At 41.9% G+C, this 25,657-nt stretch carries 26 protein-coding genes; 5 read left to right on the top strand and 21 right to left on the bottom strand.

Translation table 11 applies throughout. The features are described from left to right. The first annotated feature begins 7 nt into the window (after positions 1-7). The gene (locus FTU66_RS04510) at positions 8-823 is read left to right on the top strand and encodes an arginyltransferase (RefSeq protein ID WP_180112386.1); all 816 of its coding nucleotides are present in this window, start codon (positions 8-10) and stop codon (positions 821-823) included. 40 nt (positions 824-863) lie between these two features. Here FTU66_RS04510 and rimI read toward each other — a convergent pair whose 3' ends face one another. From rimI to FTU66_RS04475, 7 genes are all read right to left on the bottom strand, one after another. After that, positions 864-1,322, bottom strand: coding sequence for a ribosomal protein S18-alanine N-acetyltransferase (rimI, locus tag FTU66_RS04505; RefSeq protein WP_004975283.1), 459 nt, complete (start codon positions 1,320-1,322; stop codon positions 864-866). 106 nt (positions 1,323-1,428) lie between these two features. Further along, complete coding sequence (locus tag FTU66_RS04500; RefSeq protein ID WP_180112385.1) at positions 1,429-2,310, bottom strand: metal-dependent hydrolase; 882 nt, start codon at positions 2,308-2,310, stop codon at positions 1,429-1,431. Between the two features lie 287 nt (positions 2,311-2,597). Then, entirely contained in the window at positions 2,598-3,788 is a 1,191-nt protein-coding gene (gene tuf / locus FTU66_RS04495; RefSeq protein ID WP_179989672.1) for an elongation factor Tu, read from the bottom strand. Positions 3,789-3,882: 94 nt separating this feature from the next. After that, the gene (gene fusA / locus FTU66_RS04490; RefSeq protein WP_179990306.1) at positions 3,883-6,018 is read right to left on the bottom strand and encodes an elongation factor G; all 2,136 of its coding nucleotides are present in this window, start codon (positions 6,016-6,018) and stop codon (positions 3,883-3,885) included. Between the two features lie 131 nt (positions 6,019-6,149). Continuing rightward, positions 6,150-6,620, bottom strand: a complete 471-nt coding sequence (gene rpsG / locus FTU66_RS04485; RefSeq protein WP_004975277.1) for a 30S ribosomal protein S7 — start codon at positions 6,618-6,620, stop codon at positions 6,150-6,152. 179 nt (positions 6,621-6,799) lie between these two features. Continuing rightward, entirely contained in the window at positions 6,800-7,174 is a 375-nt protein-coding gene (gene rpsL, locus FTU66_RS04480; RefSeq protein ID WP_000246374.1) for a 30S ribosomal protein S12, read from the bottom strand. Between the two features lie 139 nt (positions 7,175-7,313). Further along, positions 7,314-8,822 (bottom strand): EcsC family protein, encoded by a 1,509-nt coding sequence (locus tag FTU66_RS04475; RefSeq protein WP_167846213.1) that lies wholly within the window; start codon positions 8,820-8,822, stop codon positions 7,314-7,316. Between the two features lie 284 nt (positions 8,823-9,106). Here FTU66_RS04475 and FTU66_RS04470 point away from each other — a divergent pair, with 284 nt between their 5' ends. Both FTU66_RS04470 and hemJ read left to right on the top strand, forming a co-directional pair. Further along, positions 9,107-10,336 carry a beta-ketoacyl synthase N-terminal-like domain-containing protein gene (locus tag FTU66_RS04470; protein ID WP_180038141.1) on the top strand — a complete coding sequence of 410 codons (1,230 nt, stop codon included), beginning with the start codon at positions 9,107-9,109 and terminating at the stop codon, positions 10,334-10,336. Positions 10,337-10,353: 17 nt separating this feature from the next. Further along, a complete protein-coding gene (gene hemJ / locus FTU66_RS04465; protein WP_004975266.1) occupies positions 10,354-10,806 on the top strand; it encodes a protoporphyrinogen oxidase HemJ in 453 nt (150 codons plus the stop codon). Positions 10,807-10,911: 105 nt separating this feature from the next. On the opposite strand, the gene FTU66_RS04460 is transcribed toward hemJ, so the two are convergent. Together FTU66_RS04460 and FTU66_RS04455 are read right to left on the bottom strand one after the other, a co-directional pair. Further along, positions 10,912-11,274: a hypothetical protein gene (locus FTU66_RS04460; protein WP_180112384.1), complete on the bottom strand. Its 363-nt coding sequence runs from the start codon at positions 11,272-11,274 to the stop codon at positions 10,912-10,914. A 106-nt stretch (positions 11,275-11,380) separates the two neighbouring features. Then, complete coding sequence (locus FTU66_RS04455; protein WP_019837216.1) at positions 11,381-12,040, bottom strand: HAD-IA family hydrolase; 660 nt, start codon at positions 12,038-12,040, stop codon at positions 11,381-11,383. 88 nt (positions 12,041-12,128) lie between these two features. On the opposite strand from FTU66_RS04455, the gene FTU66_RS04450 reads away from it, so the two are divergent. Continuing rightward, a complete protein-coding gene (locus tag FTU66_RS04450) occupies positions 12,129-12,896 on the top strand; it encodes a hydroxymethylpyrimidine/phosphomethylpyrimidine kinase (RefSeq protein WP_180112383.1) in 768 nt (255 codons plus the stop codon). A 63-nt stretch (positions 12,897-12,959) separates the two neighbouring features. Here FTU66_RS04450 and FTU66_RS04445 read toward each other — a convergent pair whose 3' ends face one another. The 8 genes from FTU66_RS04445 to rpe all read right to left on the bottom strand — a co-directional run bounded on the left by FTU66_RS04445 (position 12,960) and on the right by rpe (position 20,436). Continuing rightward, positions 12,960-13,598, bottom strand: a complete 639-nt coding sequence (locus FTU66_RS04445) for a nuclease-related domain-containing protein (protein WP_004975258.1) — start codon at positions 13,596-13,598, stop codon at positions 12,960-12,962. Positions 13,599-13,649: 51 nt separating this feature from the next. After that, on the bottom strand, positions 13,650-14,141 hold the full coding sequence (locus tag FTU66_RS04440) for a methylated-DNA--[protein]-cysteine S-methyltransferase (RefSeq protein WP_004975257.1): 492 nt from the start codon (positions 14,139-14,141) through the stop codon (positions 13,650-13,652). Positions 14,142-14,236: 95 nt separating this feature from the next. Beyond that, positions 14,237-14,554 (bottom strand): quaternary ammonium compound efflux SMR transporter SugE, encoded by a 318-nt coding sequence (sugE, locus tag FTU66_RS04435; RefSeq protein ID WP_004975255.1) that lies wholly within the window; start codon positions 14,552-14,554, stop codon positions 14,237-14,239. Between the two features lie 146 nt (positions 14,555-14,700). Next, positions 14,701-15,762, bottom strand: coding sequence for a cation transporter (locus FTU66_RS04430; RefSeq protein ID WP_180112382.1), 1,062 nt, complete (start codon positions 15,760-15,762; stop codon positions 14,701-14,703). Between the two features lie 122 nt (positions 15,763-15,884). Further along, the gene (locus FTU66_RS04425; protein ID WP_180112381.1) at positions 15,885-16,802 is read right to left on the bottom strand and encodes a copper resistance protein B; all 918 of its coding nucleotides are present in this window, start codon (positions 16,800-16,802) and stop codon (positions 15,885-15,887) included. Next, positions 16,789-18,756, bottom strand: coding sequence for a multicopper oxidase domain-containing protein (locus FTU66_RS04420; RefSeq protein ID WP_180112380.1), 1,968 nt, complete (start codon positions 18,754-18,756; stop codon positions 16,789-16,791). The genes FTU66_RS04425 and FTU66_RS04420 overlap by 14 nt, the downstream gene beginning before the upstream one ends. A 45-nt stretch (positions 18,757-18,801) precedes the next feature. Beyond that, positions 18,802-19,323: a hypothetical protein gene (locus FTU66_RS04415; RefSeq protein WP_373684816.1), complete on the bottom strand. Its 522-nt coding sequence runs from the start codon at positions 19,321-19,323 to the stop codon at positions 18,802-18,804. A 426-nt stretch (positions 19,324-19,749) separates the two neighbouring features. After that, entirely contained in the window at positions 19,750-20,436 is a 687-nt protein-coding gene (rpe, locus tag FTU66_RS04410) for a ribulose-phosphate 3-epimerase (RefSeq protein WP_004975246.1), read from the bottom strand. Between the two features lie 229 nt (positions 20,437-20,665). Here rpe and FTU66_RS04405 point away from each other — a divergent pair, with 229 nt between their 5' ends. Next, on the top strand, positions 20,666-20,947 hold the full coding sequence (locus FTU66_RS04405) for a DUF2218 domain-containing protein (protein ID WP_026438437.1): 282 nt from the start codon (positions 20,666-20,668) through the stop codon (positions 20,945-20,947). Between the two features lie 10 nt (positions 20,948-20,957). Here FTU66_RS04405 and FTU66_RS04400 read toward each other — a convergent pair whose 3' ends face one another. From FTU66_RS04400 to FTU66_RS04385, 4 genes are all read right to left on the bottom strand, one after another. Continuing rightward, on the bottom strand, positions 20,958-21,989 hold the full coding sequence (locus FTU66_RS04400) for a M48 family metallopeptidase (RefSeq protein ID WP_180112379.1): 1,032 nt from the start codon (positions 21,987-21,989) through the stop codon (positions 20,958-20,960). Between the two features lie 14 nt (positions 21,990-22,003). Next, positions 22,004-23,107 carry a YjgN family protein gene (locus tag FTU66_RS04395; RefSeq protein WP_180112378.1) on the bottom strand — a complete coding sequence of 368 codons (1,104 nt, stop codon included), beginning with the start codon at positions 23,105-23,107 and terminating at the stop codon, positions 22,004-22,006. Between the two features lie 168 nt (positions 23,108-23,275). After that, positions 23,276-24,115 (bottom strand): S-formylglutathione hydrolase, encoded by an 840-nt coding sequence (fghA, locus tag FTU66_RS04390; protein ID WP_180112377.1) that lies wholly within the window; start codon positions 24,113-24,115, stop codon positions 23,276-23,278. Between the two features lie 18 nt (positions 24,116-24,133). Beyond that, on the bottom strand, positions 24,134-25,543 hold the full coding sequence (locus FTU66_RS04385; RefSeq protein WP_180112376.1) for a C13 family peptidase: 1,410 nt from the start codon (positions 25,541-25,543) through the stop codon (positions 24,134-24,136). Positions 25,544-25,657 lie beyond the last annotated feature (114 nt).

Below are 25,657 nucleotides of genomic sequence, written 5' to 3'. Positions count from 1 at the left end.
CTTGAAAATGAATTCATATCACCCAAAATCCCTGCTAAATGATTTGCAGTATTACATTACTCCGCCGCATGATTGCAGCTATTTACCCGAAAAATCTGCGCGGATGGTTTTTTTAGACCCTGCACATAAAATTGATGTGCTGACTTTGTCTGAACTCTCTCGGGTCGGTTTTCGTCGCAGTGGCGATTTTGTCTATCGTCCTGAATGCCATTTGTGCCGCCAATGCCTTTCTTCACGTATTCCTGTCGCTGAATTTAAAATGAACAGCACGCAAAAGAAAGCTTGGAAACGCAATCACGATTTACAGATCAAAATCACCAAGCCACAAGATGCAGGTGATTTGCATTATGCGCTGTATGAACGCTATATCAATGAACGACATGCCGATGGCGATATGTTCCCTGCCAGCCGTGACCAATTTGAAAAATTCCTAATCCACAGTTGTACCAGCAGCTTCTTTTTAGAGGTTTGGCAAGATGATCGCTTAATTGCAGTATCGACCTGTGATTATTTAGATGATGGTATTTCTGCGGTCTATACCTTTTTTGACCCAGACGAAAGTCGTCGCTCACTCGGAAAATTTGCGGTATTAAAACAAATTGAACAGGCACAGCATTTGGGACTGCAATATGTTTACTTAGGTTATTGGGTGCCACATTCAAACAAAATGAATTACAAGTCCCAATATGTGCCACTTGAACTGCTTTTAGATGGTCAATGGCGACGCATTAACCGCAGTCTAAATGCAGATGAGGTTCAGCAATTGGGAAACTCCTTAATGACGACGCTGCCCTTAGGCTGGAATAACTCCATCATCAAATAAAAATGTAATGATGCAATACTGATTTTTGCATCGATCAGATTCACTTAAACAAACTGGCAAAATCATCGCTACAAGATTTCACCATAATAATGGCATGCTCCCGTGTGCCATCCGTTTTAGGATAATAATTTTTACGTAAATCAATTTGATGAAAACCTGACTTTTCATACAGGGCTATCGCAGCTAAATTACTTTCACGTACTTCTAAAAAAATCTGCACAGGTTGGTTTTTCAAACCTGCAATAGAATGTTCTAGCAGTTGATAACCTAAACCTTTGCCTTGCTGACTTGGATGCACCGCCATCAACAACAAATTTGCTTCATCCAACACAGGTTGCAAAATACAAAAACCCACCACTCTCCCTGCATGTTCAATCACGGTACTGTGATAACTCTCTACCGCTTCGGCAAATTGTTTGGCACTCCACGGATGACTTTGTACCAAATTTTCAATCGCAACCACATCGGCGACATCATGGGCTTGCATTAAACGAATCATAAGAAATGATCTTGTGCTGTTCTAAGATGTAGGCATTATAGATTTCACGACAAAAAAATCGAGCAAAAAAAAAGGCAACTTACGTTGCCTGACCAAAAGGAAAAGTTTAAAAGCCTAATTTAGCTTTCCAAGTATTTAATAATGTTGTGGTATCAAAATCGTTAGGATGAAAATTCGGTTTGAAATAGAACAACATTTCTTTGCCCATGCCTGTAATAATCCCTTTAGATGGACTATAGGCATAACGATAAATCATGCGTAAATTTTCCAAATTCAACTGCTTGTCTTGTTTTAGTAAACGCCACAAAAAATAGTTTTGTACAAAAAATAAAGTCAGCATCGAAATAACCAAAGAACTTGTACGTAGTGCATAGGCTTTCAGACCTTTGCCAAACACACCTTCAAATACATCATACGCAACAGCTTTATGTTCGTTTTCTTCAATCGCATGCCACAACCACATAGTTTTCATGGTGTCATCGGTCATCAATTCTTGAATATGTGAATTGGTCAATAATTGTGAGGCAATCGTAGCTGTGAAATGTTCTAGCGCAGTGGTCGCAGTTAAATCTACCATTTTCTGTGTAATGCCAATCGGTTTAGCCAACTTTGCCATAAATTTGCGTGTAGTTTGAATCACAGTATCTGTATAACAATCCAAAGTATCAACATCATGCCCAAATTTCTGTGCAGAGGCATTAAAACCGACATGCTCATGCGTGTGCATGGCTTCTTGTCCAATAAATGCACTGATTTCTTTCTGTAAATCTGCATTGTCTTTCAGCATTGGGTGATAACGCACAGCACGCACACTGTCTATAAAGAACTTCTCACCTGCAGGGAATAAAGCAGATAATGCAGTCATAAAATGGGTAAGACCAGCATTCCCACTCATCCAATATTCTGGCACTGCATCAAAGTTAAAATTCATGCGACGTACAGGGAAACTTGCTCCTGCTCGCTGACTAATACTGACTTTAGCATTCATATTTTATCTCCCTCGATTACTGTAAAACCAATACATCTATTCAGTAACCGACGTATTTCTTATTTTTGACTTGCTTTCATCTTAAAGTTTTCTCGTTTTTGTTTAAGTGCAGTTAAGGACAGCAAATTGTCAGTTCAGGACATGAGGGACAAAAATAATGATGAGTGAAATTGTTTTTGTGGTGCAAAAGCACAAATAGCGAGGCTTTAAATTTTTTTGTGATATAGATAAAAAATAACCATAAAAAAAGCGCTCCAAATGGAGCGCTTTTTCAGACTATACAGCGATTATGCTGTTACTTTAGCAACAACACCCGCACCTACAGTACGACCACCTTCACGGATCGCGAAGCGTAAACCAGCGTCCATTGCGATTGGGTGGATTAATTCTACTGACATTTCTACGTTGTCACCTGGCATTACCATTTCAACGCCTTCTTTCAACTGGATTGCACCAGTTACGTCAGTTGTACGGAAATAGAATTGTGGACGGTAACCGTTAAGGAATGGAGTGTGACGACCACCTTCTTCTTTAGAAAGTACATATACTTCCGCATCGAATTTAGTGTGTGGCTTGATTGTACCTGGTTTAGCAAGTACTTGACCACGTTGTACGTCTTCACGCTTAGTACCACGTAGAAGAACACCACAGTTCTCACCCGCACGACCTTCGTCTAGAAGTTTACGGAACATTTCTACGCCAGTTACAGTTGTTTTAACTGTGTCTTTGATACCAACGATTTCAACTTCTTCGCCTACTTTCACGATACCAGTTTCAACACGGCCAGTTACTACTGTACCACGACCAGAAATTGAGAATACGTCTTCGATTGGCATTAAGAATGCTTGGTCGATTGCACGTACTGGCTCTGGAATGTAAGTGTCAAGCGCTTCAACAAGAGCTACAACAGCGTCTTCGCCGTATTGACCTGATTCACCGTTAAGTGCTGCAAGAGCAGAACCACGGATTACTGGAGTGTCATCGCCTGGGAAGTCGTAAGTAGAAAGAAGTTCACGAACTTCCATTTCAACTAATTCGATTAACTCTTCGTCGTCTACGATATCGCATTTGTTTAAGAATACGATGATGTAAGGTACACCTACCTGACGAGACAGAAGGATGTGTTCACGAGTTTGTGGCATTGGACCATCAGTCGCTGAACAAACAAGGATCGCACCGTCCATCTGAGCAGCACCAGTGATCATGTTTTTAACATAGTCGGCGTGGCCTGGGCAGTCTACGTGCGCGTAGTGACGAGTTGGAGAGTCGTATTCTACGTGAGAAGTATTAATTGTAATACCACGTGCTTTTTCTTCTGGTGCAGAGTCGATTGCAGCGTAGTCTTTCGCTTCACCACCGAATTTTTTTGCACATACAGTTGCAATTGCAGCTGTTAAAGTTGTTTTACCATGGTCAACGTGACCGATTGTGCCCACGTTAACGTGTGGCTTATTACGTTCGAACTTAGCCTTAGCCATGAGATCTTCCTTTTTAAAACGACTCATGGAGGATCACTCCATGAGCATTAGGTTTTTAACTATGAATTAGTTTGCGCTTATAGTAATCGAAAGATTACTCGTCGTCACCTTTTTTACCACCAGACTGGAATTTAGCAATAATGCCATCAGCCACGTTACGTGGAGTTTCAGCATATTTAGCAAATTCCATAGAGTAAGTCGCACGACCTTGAGACATAGAACGCATATGAGTTGCGTAACCAAACATCTCAGCAAGTGGAACTTCAGCACGAATTGCTTTAGTACCGCCAGGTAAGTCGTCCATACCTTGAACCATACCACGACGACGGTTTAAGTCACCCATGATATCGCCCATGTAGTCTTCTGGAGTTTCTACTTCAACTTTCATGATTGGTTCAAGAAGGATAGGATCTGCTTTCATGAAACCATCACGGAATGCGTAAGAACCTGCCATTTTGAACGATAATTCGTCAGAGTCGACATCGTGGTAAGAACCGTCGAACAATGTAGCTTTAATGCCTACAACTGGGTAACCAGCCAAGACACCATTCTTCATACGTTCTTGAATACCTTTGTCTACTGCACCGAAGAATTCTTTAGGTACTACACCACCTACAACTTCTTCAGCGAATTCGTAATCTTTACCAGCTTCAGGATCAAGCGGCTCTAAACGTACGAATACGTGACCGAATTTACCTTTACCACCAGTTTGACGTACGAACTTACCTTCTTGTTCGATAGACTTTTTGATCGTTTCACGGTAAGCAACCATTGGTTTACCAATGTTCGCTTCAACGTTGAATTCACGCTTCATACGGTCAACGATGATGTCAAGGTGAAGCTCACCCATACCCGCAATAATCGTTTGGCCAGATTCTTCGTCTGTACGTACGCGGAATGAAGGGTCTTCTTTCGCCAAGCGACCTAAAGCTACTGACATTTTTTCTTGGTCAGCTTTAGTCTTAGGTTCAACAGCCAATGCAATTACTGGCTCTGGGAATTCCATACGCTCTAGTGTAATCACTGCGTTTTCGTCACACAATGTATCACCAGTGGTTGTATCTTTAAGACCTACACACGCTGCGATATCACCCGCACGAATTTCTTCGATGTCGTGACGGTCATTTGCGTGCATCTGTACGATACGACCAATACGCTCACGCTTCATTTTCACTGGGTTATAAACCGGGCTACCCGCTTTAAGAACACCTGAGTAAACACGTACGAACGTTAAGTTACCAACGAATTTGTCGTTCATGATTTTGAACGCTAACGCAGCAAACGGTGCTTCATCAGACGCTTCACGAGAACCTTCAGTTTCGTCTTTGTCGTCTAAGATACCTTTAATTGCTTCAACGTCAGTTGGTGCAGGTAAGAATTCAATTACTGCGTCCAACATACGTTGAACACCTTTGTTTTTGAATGCAGAACCACACATTGCAGGTTGAATTTCACCCGCTAATGTACGTTGACGTAAACCAGCAATGATTTCTTCTTTAGAAAGTTCACCATTTTCTAGGTACTTGTCCATGAGTTCTTCTGATGCTTCAGCAGCAGCTTCAACCATGTTAGTACGCCATTCTTCAGCAGTTGCTTGAAGATCAGCTGGAATCTCGCCGTATTCAAACTTCATACCTTGAGAAGCTTCATCCCAGATGATTGACTTCATTTCGATTAAGTCAACAACACCTGTAAATGTGTCTTCTGCGCCTACTGGAACAACGATAGGCACTGGGTTAGCACCCAAACGTGTCTTCATTTGTTCAACTACGCGGAAGAAGTTTGCACCAGTACGGTCCATTTTGTTAACGAACGCTAAACGAGGTACTTTATATTTGTTTGCTTGACGCCATACAGTTTCAGACTGCGGTTGAACACCACCTACAGCACAGTAAACCATACATGCACCGTCAAGAACACGCATAGAACGCTCAACTTCAATTGTGAAGTCAACGTGTCCCGGTGTGTCAATTACGTTAATACGGTGTTGGTCAAATTGGTTACCCATACCTTTCCAGAAGCATGTTACAGCTGCTGAGGTAATAGTAATACCACGTTCTTGCTCTTGTTCCATCCAGTCAGTTGTTGCTGAACCTTCGTGAGTTTCACCAAGTTTGTGACTTTCACCTGTATAGAACAAAATACGTTCTGAAGTTGTTGTTTTACCCGCATCGATGTGCGCAGAGATACCAATGTTACGGTAACGAGAAATTGGGGTTTGACGTGCCATGATTTCTAGCATTCCTAAATTTTGTTGTTTAAAACAGGACGCTTTAAGCTGCTTAGCAACTTAAAGCGATTTGATGACAACTCAGTGACAACTGATTCATCACCCTCCTGATTAGGGCCTGTTTTATCCGCTTAGAAACGGTAGTGAGAGAAGGCTTTGTTGGCTTCAGCCATACGGTGCACATCTTCACGTTTTTTGATCGCTGCGCCTTTACCTTCAGATGCATCAAGCAACTCGCCAGCAAGACGTAACGCCATAGTTTTTTCAGAACGCTTAGCAGCAGCATCTACCAACCAACGCATCGCTAAAGCAGTACGACGGGATGGGCGTACTTCCATAGGAACTTGATAAGTAGCACCACCAACACGGCGTGCTTTTACTTCGACCATTGGACGAACTTTTTCAAGCGTAGCTTCAAAAAATTCAACTGGGTCTACTTTAGATTTTTCTTGAACGCGGTCTAAAGCACCGTAAACGATACTTTCAGCAATAGACTTTTTACCATCTTGCATTACGTGGTTCATGAATTTAGCGATTGTTTGGCTGCTGAATTTAGGATCCGGAAGGATTTCACGAGCAGCGACTACGCGACGTCTTGGCATTTTAAACTACCTATAAATATGACACTTCAGGGTGATCCAGCCGTAGCACAAAGTGTCGTGTGCATTTCGCTGGCCTTACTACACGTCGCTTGAATTTCACAAAATTAAATGCAGAAATCAGACAAGCGAGACGATAAAGGATTGCAGTTCTACGAACTAAGAGTTTAATCTTTAAAAGATTATTTCTTAGGACGTTTAGCACCGTATTTAGAACGTGACTGGTTACGATCTTTCACGCCAGCACAGTCTAAAGAACCACGAACGGTATGGTAACGTACACCTGGTAAGTCTTTAACACGACCACCACGGATAAGAACAACACTGTGCTCTTGTAGGTTGTGACCTTCACCACCGATGTAGCTAGAAACTTCAAAACCTGAAGTTAAGCGAACACGGCAAACTTTACGCATTGCTGAGTTAGGTTTTTTAGGTGTAGTTGTGTAAACACGTGTACAAACACCACGACGTTGTGGACAAGCCTTCAACGCAGGAACTTTTGATTTTTCAACCAAAGTCGTACGACCCTTACGGATCAACTGATTTGTTGTTGCCATGTGGCAATTCTCCCGTTAATAAAAAGCCCCAAAAACATACTACTTTTTGAGGGCATGCAATTGTAAGCGAAGATAGAAAAATGGTCAATATTTCATAGGCAGTTAAAATACCAACCAAATTTCTACTTATCACTTGTTTTTATTCAGCTTTTGGCTTGCGAGCACTTGTACGAGTTCTCGGCTTTTTTGTAACCTGCTTTGCAGTTTCTTTGCTTGATGTTACTGGATTTTCCGAAACAGTTTCAGCCACTTGAGTTGAATCTTCCACTGGCTCCAAAGCATCTTCCAGCCTATATTCATCAATTTCTTCTGCAGGTACAGCAGGTTTTTGCGGTGCAACTTCAGCATGTGGCTCTAGCATTTGATCTGCCAATTCTTCTAGACCTTGCTGAATATTTTCATCGAGTTGTGCTGCAGTTGTTTCCACTTTGTTCGATTTTTTCTGCACTTTTACCGTTCTGATACTTTCATGGTCTGATACGGTTTGCAGCAAAGCATCTGACGGCGCAGATTCTGCTCTCTCTTGCCCCTCTACTAATGCATCTTGCTCTGCATGTTTGGCTTCATTGCCCTTCAACTGCTCTAAGAGTTTAGGCGCAGCCTGTGCCAGCAATTCCAACGATTTTTCATACGCATGAATGGCAGATAAATTGCTGTCTTTATGCTGAATTAAATAGCTACGGGCATTGGAAAATACTTGCTGTGCCTTGTGATGCACATCTTCCACTAATTTCCAGCTATATACCGCACTCACCGATGCGGTTGCTACAGGCGTGAGTTTATTCAACATGGAAAACTTAGGTACATGATTCAACCACGGCCATTTGACTTGACCTTGCTCATTTAAGAAGTATTTCTTTAATACCTCATAATCATTGCTTGAACCGAGCATATTTTGTAATTGATGCACATCATGAGTTTGCAGCATATTAGATAAGGTTTTTAGCCCCATCAACACTGCTTGCTTTTCTGCAATGACGCCTAAATCAATTTGTTTAAAAATAAACTGAACAATTTCTTGCTCGGTGTCTTTATTCAGTTCAAAACCGTAGGCACGCCCAACCTGATAAATGGTACGTAAAGACATCACAATAGATGCAGGCACATCAATGGTTGAACCGATTACTCCTGTTGCACCTGTCAATGCGCCTTGCAGTGATGCAATCCATTTATTTTGTTCTGCAAGTGCCTGACTAATTCGTTTAGAACGATCTACATCTTGAGTCAATTCTTCTAAATCGCGCACACCTGCTTGATCAAGCACATCATCAACAGAGCTAATATTGGAGGTAAAACTATTCAGCTGATCAAATAAATAATCTGAAATTTTGTCGGAAAAATCGGGCGACACAAAACTCGCTACCTGATTGACGCGATTATAGTGACGTCCTAAAAGCTGACGTGAAACTTGTGGCACATGCTGTCTGAGCATGTGTTGAGGATTGTCATACTGACGCGCTTGAAAAGCACTAAAACTACGTGCCTGACCTTCAATAATTTGCCCTGATTTTGCACTGTGCTCATCCTTCGCTACAGTACCCGGTGCAACTTGCTGCAATACATGGATGCCTGTACTGCTGAGCTTTTTAGCCACCCCAATCGCATTCGAGAAGAATCCGCTTGATTGTTTATTCTTGGAATCTGACATTCTTACTCCTCATTTTTAATTTCTATGATTTATGGGTAGATACTAGGTGTAGTCTAAGTTTATCTCAATATGATTGTGTATCTTTTGGTTGGCTTCCTGCATCTCATTTACCGCTTCGCTGCGGTTTGATCTTCCCTGCAAAGTGGCATCATATTTGCCATAAGAATTCAAAATTCTTTCTGCTATTATGAACGCAATTGTAAGACATGAGTCATACCGTATCAGCGATTGCTTGGCAGTCACGGTGTTCGGCTCAACATTATCACCATAAAAGGGATCTGTAGATGAAACGTGTTGTAATCACCGGCATGGGCATTAACTCGTGCATTGGTAATACTTTAGAAGCTGTGACTCATTCTTTACAAAACGGTATTTCTGGGACACGTTCCAACCCAACTTATGCTGAACTTAATTTCAAAAGCCACGTAAGTGCAGCAGCAGAACAAAACTTTAACCACATTGACCGTAAATTAAAACGCTTTATGGGCGTGTGTGCGATGTACGCTTACAACGCTGCAGTAGATGCCATTGAACATGCGGGCTTAAAGCAAGTAGATTTAGCAGGCAACCCACGTTACGGTATCGCGGGTGGTTCAGGCGGTAACTCAACTGCATCTGTTGCAGAAATGATTGAGCTACTTGAAGAAAAAGGCGCACGTAAAATTGGCCCGTTCTTCGTACCACGTAACATGTCGAACACCATTACGGCAAACTTGGGTGTTGCGTTCAAATTACAAGGTATCGCGCACTCAATTACCAGTGCATGCGCAACTTCTGCCGATGCAATTGGTTATGCCTACAACCTAATTCAATTGGGTAAACAAGATTTAATGCTTGCAGGTGGCGGTGAAGAAGATCACTGGTCACAAAGCTTATTGTTTGATGCGATGGGTGCTTTGTGTTCTAAATACAACGACACACCAGAAACAGCATCTCGTCCGTACTCTGCAGACCGTGATGGTTTCGTCATTGCAGGTGGTGGTGGTTTCGTGGTTCTTGAATCACTTGAACACGCACAAGCACGTGGTGCAAATATTTTAGCTGAAGTGGTTGCGTATGCTGCAAACTCTGACGGTGCAGACATGGTTGCACCAAGCGGTGAAGGTGCAACACGTTGTATCTTGATGGCTTTAGACGAAGCGAAACAACACGGTGTAGACGCAATTGACTATGTGAACACACATGGTACTTCTACTCCAGCAGGCGACGTGACTGAATTGAAAGCCATGGAACGTGCGTTTGGTGAAGGTAAAGTGCCTGCTCTTAGCTCAACGAAGTCAATGACTGGTCACAGCTTGGGTGCTGCAGGCGTTCAAGAAGCAATTTATTCTGTCTTGATGATGCAAAACGACTTCATTGCACCAAACATCAACGTCACTGAACTTGATGAAGGCGCGAAAGCATTTGATATCGTACTTGAAAAACGTGACACAAAATTGAATACTGTGATGAGTAACAGTTTCGGTTTTGGCGGTGTAAATGCCTGCCTTATTTTCAAGAAGTGGGATGAATAATCTCCATAGGATGATCGATGGATGCACCTTCTGATGCTTTTTTATGGGTAAAAGCATTACATATTATTGCCGTGGTTTGCTGGTTCGCTGCATTGTTCTACTTACCACGTTTATATGTTTACCATGCCATGAGTGAAGATACACTGAGCCATCAGCGTTTTGAAATCATGGAGCGCAAGTTGTACCGAGGGATTATGTGGCCGTCTATGATTGCCACCCTCATCACGGCACACTTTTTGGTAGATTGGGGCGATGCGACCCGCAATTACCACGATGCGTTATGGTTTTACCTGAAAGTAGCATTGGTCGGTTTATTGGTGATTTACCATTTGGTTTGTGGCTATTACCGCCAAAAACTGATTGGCAATGCGCATTATAAATCACACAAGTTCTGGCGATTCTTCAATGAAATGCCAACAGTTTTGTTACTGGCAATTGTGATTTTAGTGGTGGTTAAGCCGCAATTCTAAGCGTTAAACCTCAACATCTAGATACGTCCAACTTAACTCAATTGCAATTGAGTTAGAAAAAAACCTCAGCTCTATATGAACTGAGGTTTTTTATTGACTTCAGCCTTATTTATTTTTGATAGATTGGATTGCGTGATAAGACTTAAACCCTAAGGCTTCTGCTTGTTTCTGCTGAGATTGAGGAATCGTGACAATAGCAATTTTTCCATCTGCACCACCACAGACCTGTGCATACATCCGCCCATCTGAACCTACACTGGCCCGCTTCACCTGAATCTGTGCTTGCTGTAAACGCTGAACAATTTCCGTAAGGGTTAAACCTGAATCTGGCTCACACTGTCGATGTTGCAATGATGTGTACATTTCGACCTGCGCAGTAGGTGTTGTGGATGTAGCAGCATGATTGGCACATGCAGTCATCAGTATTGAAACCGCTACTACTGCAATAGATTGACTAAATATCTTCATCACATACCCTCTTTCAATATTAAAATTAAATATTCAAATTAAATATTGAAGCACGATCTTTGCAATAACACTGCGCTAGAAATGCAAACAGATGTAAGCATCTCGCTCATCCAGATAACTGTTCAAGCACCGACAAAATTTGCGCAAAACACTGAATTCTATGTTTTGGTGCAGCCAAGTCTAACTCCTGAGCCGAACCATAGCCGTATTCGACTGCAACACAATCGACTCCATTGGCTCGTGCACCTAAAATATCGTGTTCACGATCTCCAATCATTAAACATTGTTCAGGTTGCAATTGTTCTTGCTGCAAAATATAGGCAATTAAATCCGCTTTATTGGTACGCTCACCATTTAGTTCGCTACCGTAGGGATATTCAAAATATTGCAATAAATCGAAGTGATCTAAAATTTGGCGTGCATAAATTTCAGGTTTGGCTGTTGCTAAAAACAGTCGATAGCCTTGCTGTTTTAAATCTGCCAATGTTGCAGCAACATCTTCAAAGACATGATTTTCAAATAAGCCTGTTGCAGCAAAACGCTCTCGATAGCCTGCTAAGGCTTGCTCTGCCAATACGTCATGCACATCTACATGAAGTAATTTTGCCAAAGAGGCTTTTAAGGGCGGCCCGATAATCCAATCAATATTTTCCGTATCTGCAATAGGATGTCCAACCTTAGCCAAACCATAACGTGCAGAAGCGGTAATGCCCTCTTTCGGGTCGGTCAGCGTGCCATCTAAATCAATTAAAAGGTTCTTTATCACAATGTCAGCCTATGTGCCTAAATGACTATCGAGTGTTACTCCAAAGTTGCCTATACTAACGTAAATAGAAGCAATTAAGGATATGTGTGTGCGACCAACAGTACTATGTTTTTCTGGTTTAGACCCTTCGGGTGGTGCTGGTTTACAGGCTGATATTGAAGCCGTTGGCAATAGCGGTGCACATGCAGCGATTGTCTGCACAGCACTGACTATTCAAAACTCTCAGCAAGTGTTTGGCTTTGAAGCCACTTCGAAAGAGTTGTTATTGGCACAAGCCAATGCGGTGGTGAATGATTTGCCCATTAAAGTCGTAAAGTCGGGCATGTTGGGCACCACTGACAATATTGCAGCGCTGGCAGATTTTTTACGTGCACATCCTGATTATTTATATGTGCTTGACCCTGTTTTGGTTGCCAATAGTGGTGGTTCTTTAGGTGATCAAGCGACTTTGGTTCAGGCATTTGTCGAGTTGATTCCACTGGCGACTTTAATCACGCCAAATACTGTGGAATTACGTGCCTTAACGGGTGAAGATGATTTAGAACGCGCAACAGCTAAATTATTTGCAATGGGCGCGCAGGCCGTTTTGGTCAAAGGTGGGCATGAAGATACCCCTGATCATATTCGTAATGCACTGTATATTAACAATGAAATGGTTTCAGAAACCCGCTGTCCACGGCTTGAAGGTGAATATCACGGTTCAGGCTGTTCATTGGCGAGCTTTATTGCAGGGCGCTTGGCAATGGGAGATCAACTGAAACAAGCGGTACAACATGCTGAAACTTGGTTGTTTGGTGTGCTTAAATATGCGGAAACGCCTGTACCGAACGGACAGAAAATTCCGAAAAGGTTTTAGTGCTTATCGTTCAACTCCTTCAAACCCTGATCACCTTGTATCAGGGTTTTTCATTGCAACTTTTTAACGTTCGTGCCGTTGTTTCAAATTTTCGACATGTTGACGATTGGTTTTCCAAGACTTATCAAGTAGTTCTTTTTCAATTCTCAGCTGAATACGTTTCAGTTTCATCGGTGAAATGACTTCATGCCGAAAACCTTTGACATACTCAACCCATGCACTGCCTTTAAAAACATTGTTGGGCAAAGAGGTCTTAAACTCACAGTCTGGCATAAATACAATCACAGAATGCAGATATTCAGGCTCGACAATATCGCTCAATACTGATTCCAAAACTTTTATATGCTTATAGTTCTGATAGACAGGATTTTGAAACTTGTAGGTCTTTTTATAAATTTTTTGTGTCCATACTTTTTGGCGTTCTCCACCAAAAATCCAGCCTTTATAGTTTTTTGTTTCAATCACAAAAACCCCAAAAGGACTCAATAAAATATGATCTATTTGAGTTGTTCCTGCGAACTCATCAGGCAAAGTTACATCATTCAACAAGATATAACGTTCATCTAAATACAACTTCACATGCGTACTTACTGCGAGTTCCCCCACCTTTCCCTTTAGAAAAGGTTTGAAAATTTTGATCAGCCCTACACCTGCAACAAGCAGAATAAGCCACCAAAACTGCAACAATAATGTTTTTAACATTTCCCCTGCTCTATTTTATTTTGATCAAAATTGTTGTTGAATCTCAGTCATTTAAACTTTTGAAGTTGAAGATTCTAACTTTAACAAAATCGCTTTATTATCCAACCCGCCTGCAAAGCCCACCAATTTTCCACTTGCACCCACCACCCGATGACACGGTGCAATAATCGAAATTGGATTTTTGCCATTTGCCGCCCCTACGGCACGCATCGCATTCTCACTACCAACTTGTTCGGCAATTTGCTTATAACTACGAGTTTCCCCAAAAGGAATGCTTAATAACGCCTGCCAGACTTTCTTCTGAAATTCAGTGCCTTCAAAATCAAGAGGCACATCAAATTGCTGACGCTGACCTGCAAAATACTCTTGGAGTTGCTGCTGAGTTTTGAGCAAAATTGGATGATCATCTTGTCGAACTAAACTGGCTAAACGTACCCGTTTATGATCTTCGTTATCCCACATTACCGCAACCAATGCGTGATCGTGAGCCACCAATTTAAGCACGCCTACAGGAGTGTCCATTTCAGTAAATGCCAATTGCATTATTTTTCTCCTCAAGCAGGTTGGGTATCAGGTCATCCTGTTTTTAACTCAAACCGATCTGTTATTGAGTACACACTAAAAGACTGCATTCCAAGTTAGCTGGATGAAATTTTCATAAGCACCAAACCTGAAATAATCAGAACTGCAGCCAACATACGCATAGCACTGGCAGGTTCGCCTAAAACAAAAATACCGACTAAAAATGAACCGACTGCGCCTATACCTGTCCAAATCGTATAAGCCGTGCCTAATGGCAAAGTACGCATGGCATAGGCCAAAAGTGCAAAACTTAAAATCATAAAAAAGATAGTCACGATACTGGGCGTTAATTTACTAAAGCCGTCAGACAACTTCATGGAGTATGCCCAAACCACTTCAAAAATACCCGCCAATATCAACATCATCCAGGCCATAACGCCCTCCTTCAATAGCATGAAATCAGGCCGTCCTGAAGATTTTTCTTGTCAAGTGTTCAGTCACTTTGACTATTTCTAAAAACCCAAACAAGGGAGGTCGTTCCTCCTGTTGCAATTTAAGCCACCGCGCAGCGATGATCCGTCTATTTTAAACTTAAAATTTTGCGCGCACCATTCAATACAAACATGGCCACACCTAAGCCAATAATCAGGTCTGGATAATTCGACCCTGTCAGCATCACCAAACCGCCCGCGATAATCACACCTAAATTCACAATCACATCATTGGCGGAAAAAATATAACTGGCTTGCATGTGGGTTCCACCATCTTTATGCCCTGAAATTAGCCATAAACAGGTGACGTTTGCCAGCAATGCCACAGCACCAATGACCATCATCAACATGGATTCAGGCTCACTGCCTAAGAAGAAACGGCGCAGGACATCAAAGATAACCAGTGCAGCCAAACCCAGTTGTACCCAACCAGACAAATGTGCAGCTTTGAGCTGTTTCTTGGCGGATTGACCCACGACAAATAAAGCCAAACCATACACGGCGGCATCGGCAAACATATCTAAGGAGTCAGCAATTAACCCAGTCGAAGATGCAATTAAACCTGCAATTAATTCCACCAAAAACATAGCGGCATTAATACCAAGCAAGGCATATAGCACTTTTTGTTGTGCAGCGCTGTTAGATACAGGCAGTTCAGTTTGTGTATTGGCTTCAGTCTGTTGCAACACAGCACCCAAACCCAATGCTTCTAATTTATGGGTAATTTCTGTGGCAGATTGGTTGCTGTGATAAACCTTTAAAAGTCGTGCAGGTGAATCAAAAGACAAGGCTGCAATATCATTATGATCTGCCAAAGCAATCCGCACCATTTGTTCTTCTGCGCCACAATCCATTTTAGGAATATGGTATGCACTCACCCACGGACTCAAAAGTTCCGAATCCAAAATTGTTGCTTTATCTGTCTTGGCAGTCGTTGCAGATGTACAGCTATTTTGATCAGCACAGCTTTTTTCTGTATCGCAAGACGAACCACAGCCTGTATCGCCACATGACTTGGAGTGTGTAGGCGCAGTTGCACAAGGCTGGTTTACATTTTTTTGCGTATCACAACCACAGCCAGTATTGTTTAGATTTTGGTTTTCTAAGTTTTTATCTTGATTCGATTGAGGATCTTGAGTTGATGAAGACATACGCCACACCCAAAAATACAATAGGCTCAGTATAAACCAAGCCTATGTATTTAGGGACAATCTATTCTATTTAGAAGCAGCAACGATCCATTGACTTAATCATTGATAAATACCCCTAATCATTAAAACCTGAAACGCAAGCCTATCGCATATAAGCCGCTCTGCTCGGAATCGGTTGCAGACTGCCAAGCAGTGTGTTGATCACCTTTCGTATACTCATAACCTGCACTGATATACGGCATGATGTTCTTGCTGATTTCATAACGCATTTCCACACCCACAGCTGCGCGGTTGAGTCCTGTTTTTTTCGCATATTTGGCATCATCCTGCAGAATAACATCTACATCTAAATAAGGCTGTGCGATCAATTTCTGAGTCAATAACAGATCCCGTGTGGTTTCCAAACTCAAAGCCGCACATTGATCCTCACCCAAATAAAAATAAGCATCGGTTTCAAAAAAATATGGAGCTAAACCATGTAAGCCAAACACAGCGTCAAACTTATCTTCTCGGTCTGTTTGATGCTCTTGCTGATTCACTTCGTGTCGATAACGCACACCTGCTTGCACATCCCAAAAATCTGAAATCATACGACTGTATAACAACTTGGCATCATATTCAGTCGCTTGTGACTCTTGCTTATCGCTATGAATTTTCACAAACAACTTGTTTTCATCAGTTCCGATACGAGTTTGTAATTTAGATTTGAGCACTCCCTCGGCATGATCATTCACTTGCCATTGCGTATCTAAAGTGCTCACCGCGTACACCTGCGCACCATGTTCTTTACGATGATCGTGTGACTGCGACTCTTGCACGGACGAATCGGATTGATGCGATTGATGCGATTGATGCGATTGATGCGATTGATGCGATTGATGCGATTGATGCGATTGAGTATCAGCCTGAGCTGCAATTGTTGCAATCTCTGCTGAACTGGCATGTGCACTATGCACCTCTGTCGCTGCTAGCCCAACTGTACTGATGCAGCAGACAGAAATACTTAAAACTGTTTTCGCAAAAAGATTAATGTTGTGCATGTGCTGCTCCTTTTTGCGCTGTCGCTGAAGGGGTTTGAGTGGCTTGAATTGCTGTGGTTGAAAGCGGTTCATTTTCACTCACCTGCGCTACAATCAATTTATTCATCATTCCCGCGCTCATGTGATAGAGCAAATGACAATGTATTGCCCATTCACCTAATTCATCTGCAGTAAGCAGTGCAGTTACAGTTTGACCTGGCGGCACAATTAAGGTGTGTTTATTCGGCATTTCTGCTGCCGTTTGACCATTTTCCAACTGCATAAACATGCCATGTAAATGCATTGGATGTGCCATCATGCTGTCATTGATAAATTTAATCCGAATACGCTCACCATATTTCACCTTGAGTGGTGTGGCATCACTAAATTTCTTACCGTTGATTGTCCAGATATAACGCTCCATCGTACCGCCTAAACGCACGACCAATTCACTGCTGGGTTCACGTGTATCTGCTTGTGGCTGCAGCGATTTCAAATCTTCATAGTGCAAGGCTCTATGCCCTGCAGGTGTAGAAGCATTCGCCCATCCATATACCATCGCATTTTTGTGTTCTGCTGAAGGCATACGATGTTGTGTATTGGCATTTTCAGACATTGCAGCGTGGTTCATTTTGGAGTGATCCGGCTCAGACATTGATGCATGATTCATTTTGGAATGATCCATTTCAGACATCGCTGCATGATTCATTTTGGAATGATCCATTTCAGACATCGTTGCATGGTTCATTTTAGAGTGATGCATTTCAGACATTACCGCATGATTCATTTTGGAGTGATTCATTTCAGACATCGCAACATGACTCATCTTGGAATGATCCATCTCAGACATTGATGCATGATTCATTTTGGAATGATCATCACCTGAATGCTCTGTGGCATGCCCCATATCTTGCATGGTGAGTAAAGCACGCGGACGCGCTGCCGGTAGCTGTAGATTTGATGTTGCAGAATGAAATTCACTCTGCAAGCTCCCCACTGCAAAACCCGAGCGGTCTATCGATTCTGCTTCAATTTGATAGTGTGCTGCTTGAGGTTCAACAATCACATCGTAAGTTTCCGCAGTGCCTATACGAAATTCATCCACTGTGACAGGTTTGACTGGCTGACCATCAGCACTGACCACTGTCATTTTTAAGTTTGGAATCCGCACATCATAAAACGACATGGCAGAGGCATTGATAAAGCGCAAACGCACTTTTTCATTTGGCTTGAATGCACCTGTCCAGTGCTGTTCAGGTGTCTTGCCATTCATTAAAAAAGTATAGCCTGTGACATCGGAAAGGTCGGTTTTCAGCATGCGCATCTGATTCCACATTTTGCGGTCTGACCATGTGGCTTTTAGCCCATCACGCTGTACTTGACGCCAAACATCACCTAAGGTTTCACGCTGATTTTGATAAAACTCGGCTGAAATTTTTAAATCTTTCTGAATTTGATTGCTAGATTTTTCATGAAAATCTGACAGCATCACCACATAATCACGATCTGTGTATTCATGTGCGTTTACGGCTGGCTTGGCTTTAGGATGAATCACCAAAGAGCCGTATAGACCATCTTGTTCCTGACCTTTGGAATGTGCGTGATACCAATAGGTACCACTTTGACGTACTTTAAATTGATAAACAAAATGTCCTTGTGGCTTAATCCCTTGAAAACCATTAAATCCAGGCACACCATCCATCAAACCGGGCAACAATAAACCATGCCAGTGAATAGATGAGTCCTGATTTTTTAATTGATTATTAACGTGAATTACCGCCTCATCGCCTTCTTCAAATTCGAGTGCAGGCGCGGGAAATTGTCCATTGACTGTAATACGTTGAACAGGTTTTCCCGTGATATTGACCGTTTGTTCTGCAATGGTCAGGTGATATTCCTTGACCGCAGCAAATGCAGAACTCGAACACAATGCACAGACTGTTAAAAACAGCGCAGGCTGATAAAATTTAGACATGACTTAATCCTTAAAATAAAACGTAAAAGTGTTTTGAATTCAGGATTAAGCTTTGGGTGGACGTAAAATTTGCTGCCAATGCCCAAGTAAATGTTGAGCTTGATAAGCAGGCAACAGAATATTGACAGATGAAAGTGCTACAGGTTGAATCAGTTCAGGGACTTGCACATTCAACACACTGTTTAAGCTTTGACAATGCAACTGCGCACAGTCCTGACAATTCATCTTTGCAGTAGAAAAATCAGCCGAGCCATAACAATCTGCCGCATTTAAATCGGTATCCGTTGCGGATGTGTGCTGACTGAGATGATGGTTGGCCTTGGCATCATGCCCAGATATATGCTGCTTGGTTTCAGGATGCGTTTGTAAAGCTGCGGTATGACAATCTGGCAAAGATGTCATTTCACTCGCTGCGGTTGCAGAATGTCGAATCTCAGACCCTGCTGCCTGATTTGACATCATCCAATCATGTGCAGGTTTTACCGCAGCACTAACAATACCACTCCACCCTATGACAAATGCCATCAGGACAACAAACCACATTTGTTTGTAGGGTTGAGTCAGCACTAAATAAATTCCTGAGTATGAAAGATGCAGACCTGAACTTGCACAAGAATTGAACATTTTTGCCAAGTACAATCCACAATCTACAATGCACTCAATATAATTCAAGCCCCACTTATACACAATATCTTCTGCATTGAAAAACAGAGTGAATCCGTGCGATTTAAAAGCCAACTAAAACAATCAAGTTATATATTAAGCAACTTATTTTTATAATTAACTGAGTAAATACTCAATAAATTCAGTGTATTTAAAATAAACAAAAAGGATTCGACTGAATCCTTTTTATACTTATTTTGTATAAGTCATAAACAATTGATGTACAAATGTTTATAAATTAATCGGCTTATCCATAGTGTTATCAACATAGATATCCATACGGTTATCTACAAAGTTATCCACAGCATAAGCACTTGTGATTGTAGAAATTTATACTTCGACTGCGCCAACTTTTGCCAATTCAGCACGCATTTCATCAATCACCGTTTTATAGTCTGGCTTGCCAAAAATTGCTGAGCCTGCAACAAACATATCTGCGCCCGCTTCTGCAATTTCACGAATATTGGCAGGTCCCACACCACCATCGACTTCTAAACGGATATCACGACCTGAAGCATCAATGATTTGACGTGCCTGACGTAATTTCTCTAAAGTCATTGGAATGAATTTTTGCCCACCAAAACCAGGGTTCACACTCATGAGTAAAATCTGATCAACTTTATCAAGTACATAATCTAAATAATGCAGCGGTGTAGCAGGGTTAAAGACCAAACCCGCTTTTGCCCCACCCGATTTAATCAGTTGCAATGAACGGTCAATATGCTCTGAAGCTTCAGGATGGAACGTGATAATGTCTGCGCCCGCTTCTAGAAAATCACCAATCATGCGGTCTACAGGTTTCACCATTAAATGCACATCAATTGGTGCAGTAATGCCATAGTTTTTCAATGCCTTACATACACCTGCACCGAAGGTTAAATTCGGTACATAGTGATTATCCATCACATCAAAATGCACCACATCGGCACCCGCCTGAAGTACATTTTCCACTTCTTCGCCTAGACGAGCAAAATCTGCAGATAAGATAGACGGCGCAATTAAATAAGGCTTGGACATGGGAGAACCTAGCTAAATATTGGGATTGTGGCGCATTATAGCAAAGACTGCTTGGTGTGGTGGATTCTGTTACGATTGGATCATTCAGTTCGATGATTCAGGTCGATCAGCCAATTTGATAATTCTATCTCCGCAACGCTCTGTTGCAGCACTCCACTGTTCTTTCAGTCTGGCTTTGTTATGGTGAACACCATTACTCATTTGAACAACATGCTGGTTTCAACAGATGATAAACAGTTCTGCCCATATTCAAACAACGCAAGCAAGCCGTATTGCCAAGCGTCTACTCAACCACTGGAAACATAAATTTGACGTTGCAGAAAGCGCAACCCAATACCAAATTATGATGCCAAGTGCCACAATTCTACTTATACCCCAAACACATGAGCTTGTAGTTGAAATTCAGGTAAAAAATACTGAAACAGATTTAAGTTACCTCGAACAAGTCGTGCTTGATCATTTAAGTCGTATGGGACAAACAGAATTGAGCGCGGTTTGGCAACGGTACTAACTGTTTCATGTTAAGGCGCTAAACGCTGCGTTTGTTCAAAATCCTTAACCGCTTGAATACGTTTTTGTGTTGCAGGATGGCTTTGCAAAAAATCCAAAGGGCTTTTGGCGGTGTCTTCACCTGCATCTTCTGCCAAACGCTCCAGAAAATGGGCAAAATGAATGGTTGGAATGCCCTGAGCATGCATCGTATTTAAAGCATAATAATCTGCTTCAGATTCAAAATTACGTGAATAATTTGCCCCCACGAGCGCCACAGGCAAGGTCGAAACTAAATCTGTACCATCTCCTGTAATCGCGAGCAAAATAATACTAAACCCTAAGCTCGATAAAGCCTGTTGCAAGCTGTGTCGTTCTACCAAATGCCCTTGTTCATGTGCCAACACGCCAATGATTTCCTGATCATTCTGCGCCAATTCCACCAATTCATCGGTCAAAATAATAGTGTTATTCGGAATTGCCAAAGCATTCGCGCCTAAGCGATCACCTTGTCGAAACAGCACTTTAGCAGGCGTGTCTCCTGCAATGAGCTTGCGATAATCTGCCAAAATTTTCTGCTGACGTACTGCGGGCAATTGACTTGGCGCTGTCATATCTAAAATATAACGCTCTGCTTCATCACCAATTTGATTTAAGGTGTTCGCAGGCAATTGAAAGGCAACGTATTTTGATGCACTTGGGATGCCCCATTGCACTGTGACAAATACCATCAACGACACAAAAACCAGACTAAATACTATCAGACTTGGCGTGCGTTCCAATTTCCAGATGGAATGCTGCACCTGTTTATTTCGCAGTTGAAACCACTCAGGCAAGGCTTGGGAAAATTCAATACGCGCATCATCTTTGAGTTCAATGACAGGTTGAATTTTACCTAGTGCCCCCACCAACATCATGTCTTGATAATGATAGCGCCGCTGTTGCTCTAAATTTTCACCATAACGAATAAATACCGACTGAGCATCTATAGGAGAGATTTTAGCTGCCCATGGTTTAGACACCACACCATCATAAAACACCACATCCACGATCTGTGCCGCCATCTTCATCTCCTACCTTACAGCGATACATCAATATCAAAAATATCACTGATTTCTTCTGCTAGTGCGCTATGTTCAGCTTGCAGTTGATTGATCATCAAATCTGGATCATTTTTTAAATGTAGACTTAAAGACTCAACCTGATAGCGATATAAACGAATAGCTGCCCATGGAGTCATTAAACCCAAACTCAGGACTTTCACAATCCAATTGGTCACCACAATCCAAGTATAGTGCCACTGCCCACAATCGGTCTGAAATTCACTACGACTGATACTGGTATTGTTCCATGTAGTGATAAAAATTCGCGCCGACATTAATGGCCAAATTAAAAACAACCCCAACAGATAAACCGCTACAAATAACCAAATCAACTGCGCAGGATTACGACTCAACTGTCCTGCCAAAGCCAACATCATCCCGACTGCAAGCAAAATGCCAAAGAACAAAAAAACAGGTATGTACATCGCGCGCATATATGCTGGCCAATCTGCTTTCAGCTTAAATTTAAGCTGTCCTGCATATAAATGGTCTAGGCAATAACGCTTATACATCCACACCAACACAGGAAAAAATAAGCCCAAAGTAAACAAATTAATTACGATACATTTTAGAAATACCCAATAGGCTTCTTTGTTACTGCCTGAAAAATAAAAACGGGCATTGCCAAATTTACTATTTCGCGCCTTAAAACGAATGGTTGCTCGAATCAACCACGGCACAGCCAAATATAAAGCCACCACGCCAATGACCATTGCTTTGACTGAATAATTGGAAATCACCGAGATCGCAACATAAATTCCAATAGCAATTAAACGTCCCAATAAAATTTTATGTGGGATGCCCGTGAAATCAAAACGACGTTTGATTAATTCGGTATTGCCATAAAAGTAGCGCAAACGACGTACTTTTGCCCACGGTGCATACAGCCCAAAGGTCACGATCATCAACAAAATATTGACAATCCAAATACCAAAATACTCTGAGGCACTACCATGAAACTGAAAATGATGAATCCGTCCAAGTAATGGATTCCGTGCGGGTGGCGTCGTAGGCTCCGCTGCAAAAAAGGGGGAAGATGGCATTGCTTGTTGTGGTGAATCCCATTCTGAATTGTGCATGTGATGCCTTATTTATTTTATTGTGCGGTCGTTATTTTACCCAGACACTCAAACCCAAATGAGCAATCTTTCCAAATGGTAAAAAAGCAAGTGTTCACCATTCTAATAAAAAGTGAACAACTTGCCTAGAAAAGTTTAAAAATCAATGCGTAAAATTGAGTACTTGGCTTAGTCCGCTTGCAATTGTACCGCATGGAATTGCAAATGCTGATCTATAAAGCTTTGAATGAAATAATAGCCATGATCATAGCCTGCATGTTCCCGCAAACTCAATTTTTGCCCAACCGCATCGCAAGCTTGCTGAAATAATGCAGGATTGAGCTGACTATAAAATTGATCTTTCAATCCCTGATCAATCAAAATTTCACTGAACAATGCACCTTTGACCTGCACCAAAGCAGTCGCATCGTGCTGTAACCATACTTGCTGATCTGTACCTAAATAATTAGAAAATGCTTTTTCACCCCACGGGCATTGGCTTGGCGCACAAATCGGAGCAAAAGCAGACACGGATTTAAATTTTTCAGGATATTTAAACGCGAGGGTCAATGCACCATGACCGCCCATACTGTGCCCCATAATGCCAACGTGCTGTGCCTGAATTGGGAACTGTTGCAATACCAACTGATAAAGCTCATCGGCTACAAACGTTTCCATTTGATAATGTGCCGCCCACGGTGCTTGTGTCGCATTGATATAGAAACCTGCACCCTGTCCAATATCCCAATGGTCGCCTTTCGCAACAGCTTCACCACGTGGTGAAGTATCTGGACTAACCAAAATTAGTCCCAATTGTGCTGCCATGTGCTGCGCATGTGCTTTAATCGCAAAGGTTTCTTCGTTACACGTTAAACCCGCCAAATAAAATACCGCAGGACACGCCTGCCCCGCCAAAGCTTGTTCTGGTAAAAAAATGCCAAACTGAGTTTCAGTCTGTAAAGCATTTGAATGAAAACGATAAATCCGTTGCTCACCCTCAAAACAGCGGTTGTTCTGAATTAACTCCATCACCCTCTCCTCTTTGGCTTATTGAACAGATTGTGCACTCAATTGAATTTCAGCCGATGTTGCAACATTTTTTTGTGGAAACAAACGCTGCTCTAATTGTGGCAACATCAATTCCATATTTTTACCCATCGCCCATTGTGGCTCTGAAGGTTCAAAACCTTGCGCTTGCTCCCATTTCGCCACAGTCACTTTGGCTTCATTAAAAGCATTAGCAAAAGAGTTTTGTTCACGCATAGCCTGATCAAAAAAGGCACGACCAAAATAAGTATAATCAGCTTCGTTTGAACAACCAAACGACTCACGATCTGCTGCCGATGCAGTAATCACCAAGGTATTATCATCTTGCAAGGCGGATACAAAGCCACCTGAATAACAGGCTGAAATGACGATCACACGCCAACGAATACCCGATTTATCCAAAGTATCGCGTAACCATTTCGGATCGACCTGATTTAAGTCAAGTGGTGCATTTTCAATTTCAAAATGATCTTTTAAACCGTGTGAGGTCATATATAAAAACAGCACATCACTTTCACGGTTCATGCGTTGTCCAATACGGCGCAGCGCTAATTCAATACTAGTTTGTGAAGCAATTGGAATTACATTGCGGGTCATTGGGTTATTAATTAACACCATCGAACGCCCAAAAGTACCAAAACGAGTATCAAACTGTTCACGAATCCGTTCTATTTCAGACATAAATACGTCTTGATAACTCGCCCCTGCAACCCCTAAAAAGTACCAATGCGATTGAGCAAATTCCCCATATTGAATACTGTCTAAAGCTTTATTGAGTACACGACTTTGTGCATAAAAAGCTTCTTCGCTTAGACTTGGTGGAACTTCTTCTACCTTCCAAATGGGCTGACTTATCACTGACATTTGCCAAACCACCAAAGTGAATAAGGTCGCTAAAACAATCAGCGCACGTTCCCACCACGGCCAATGCAGCTCACGTGAAAACACCCACACTACTGCCAAACTTTGCCAAACAAACAGCACCATAAAAATGGTAGGTAAATAGTCATATAACACATACGGCAAGACATCCATCATGCCCATGTATTGAATCAAGCTTTGCAATAAAGCAACGTGAGTATCTAATACCAACCACAACAAAGCAGGTACTAACAATAAACGCGGGTTATTGACACGCTGAGAAAGAATGATTCCGACAATTAAAGCAATAAAAGGCCATAAGGCATAACTGACCAAACCCTGTGGGTTAAATTCGCCCACTTCTCCTGCGACCAACCAACTGAATAAGGTATTGGCAAGGCCACCTAAAATCCCCCAAAAAATCAGTTGTAAGATAGAGGGACGAATAATTTGCAAAGAGCGTCGCGAACCCAAAAATAACCAAACACCCGCGGCTTGGTTGCTTTTAAAATCGTGCCAAAAATTAATGGAGGGTTTGAAGTCAATCATAGGATTCTGTTAATCGCAGCTCGCGTTTCCACACTCCAAGTTTATGCTTGTCGTCGTAATTATCAATTGTCAATTTTAACTATATAACAAATCTTTGCTCATTATAGAAGCATT

This window comes from Acinetobacter sp. YH12131, from assembly GCF_013418635.1.
GTDB classification, from domain to species: Bacteria; Pseudomonadota; Gammaproteobacteria; order Pseudomonadales; family Moraxellaceae; genus Acinetobacter; species Acinetobacter towneri.
Note: the sequence above shows the minus strand (reverse complement) of the source record. Positions and strands in the feature narration are given on the sequence as shown.

What these genes read in the sequence shown, in the direction of transcription:
- FTU66_RS04440 (WP_004975257.1), bottom strand. Translation starts at nt 14,141, where the DNA reads ATGCAATTGGCATTTACTGAAATGGACACTCCTGTAGGCGTGCTTAAA.
- fghA (WP_180112377.1), bottom strand. Translation starts at nt 24,115, where the DNA reads ATGGAGTTAATTCAGAACAACCGCTGTTTTGAGGGTGAGCAACGGATT.
- rpsL (WP_000246374.1), bottom strand. Translation starts at nt 7,174, where the DNA reads ATGGCAACAACAAATCAGTTGATCCGTAAGGGTCGTACGACTTTGGTT.
- FTU66_RS04510 (WP_180112386.1), top strand. Translation starts at nt 8, where the DNA reads ATGAATTCATATCACCCAAAATCCCTGCTAAATGATTTGCAGTATTAC.
- FTU66_RS04400 (WP_180112379.1), bottom strand. Translation starts at nt 21,989, where the DNA reads ATGGCGGCACAGATCGTGGATGTGGTGTTTTATGATGGTGTGGTGTCT.
- rpsG (WP_004975277.1), bottom strand. Translation starts at nt 6,620, where the DNA reads ATGCCAAGACGTCGCGTAGTCGCTGCTCGTGAAATCCTTCCGGATCCT.
- FTU66_RS04425 (WP_180112381.1), bottom strand. Translation starts at nt 16,802, where the DNA reads ATGCACAACATTAATCTTTTTGCGAAAACAGTTTTAAGTATTTCTGTC.
- rimI (WP_004975283.1), bottom strand. Translation starts at nt 1,322, where the DNA reads ATGATTCGTTTAATGCAAGCCCATGATGTCGCCGATGTGGTTGCGATT.
- fusA (WP_179990306.1), bottom strand. Translation starts at nt 6,018, where the DNA reads ATGGCACGTCAAACCCCAATTTCTCGTTACCGTAACATTGGTATCTCT.
- FTU66_RS04430 (WP_180112382.1), bottom strand. Translation starts at nt 15,762, where the DNA reads ATGTCTTCATCAACTCAAGATCCTCAATCGAATCAAGATAAAAACTTA.
- FTU66_RS04385 (WP_180112376.1), bottom strand. Translation starts at nt 25,543, where the DNA reads ATGATTGACTTCAAACCCTCCATTAATTTTTGGCACGATTTTAAAAGC.
- rpe (WP_004975246.1), bottom strand. Translation starts at nt 20,436, where the DNA reads ATGTCCAAGCCTTATTTAATTGCGCCGTCTATCTTATCTGCAGATTTT.
- FTU66_RS04460 (WP_180112384.1), bottom strand. Translation starts at nt 11,274, where the DNA reads ATGAAGATATTTAGTCAATCTATTGCAGTAGTAGCGGTTTCAATACTG.
- tuf (WP_179989672.1), bottom strand. Translation starts at nt 3,788, where the DNA reads ATGGCTAAGGCTAAGTTCGAACGTAATAAGCCACACGTTAACGTGGGC.
- sugE (WP_004975255.1), bottom strand. Translation starts at nt 14,554, where the DNA reads ATGGCCTGGATGATGTTGATATTGGCGGGTATTTTTGAAGTGGTTTGG.
- FTU66_RS04475 (WP_167846213.1), bottom strand. Translation starts at nt 8,822, where the DNA reads ATGTCAGATTCCAAGAATAAACAATCAAGCGGATTCTTCTCGAATGCG.
- FTU66_RS04445 (WP_004975258.1), bottom strand. Translation starts at nt 13,598, where the DNA reads ATGTTAAAAACATTATTGTTGCAGTTTTGGTGGCTTATTCTGCTTGTT.
- FTU66_RS04500 (WP_180112385.1), bottom strand. Translation starts at nt 2,310, where the DNA reads ATGAATGCTAAAGTCAGTATTAGTCAGCGAGCAGGAGCAAGTTTCCCT.
- FTU66_RS04470 (WP_180038141.1), top strand. Translation starts at nt 9,107, where the DNA reads ATGAAACGTGTTGTAATCACCGGCATGGGCATTAACTCGTGCATTGGT.
- FTU66_RS04395 (WP_180112378.1), bottom strand. Translation starts at nt 23,107, where the DNA reads ATGCACAATTCAGAATGGGATTCACCACAACAAGCAATGCCATCTTCC.
- FTU66_RS04420 (WP_180112380.1), bottom strand. Translation starts at nt 18,756, where the DNA reads ATGTCTAAATTTTATCAGCCTGCGCTGTTTTTAACAGTCTGTGCATTG.
- hemJ (WP_004975266.1), top strand. Translation starts at nt 10,354, where the DNA reads ATGGATGCACCTTCTGATGCTTTTTTATGGGTAAAAGCATTACATATT.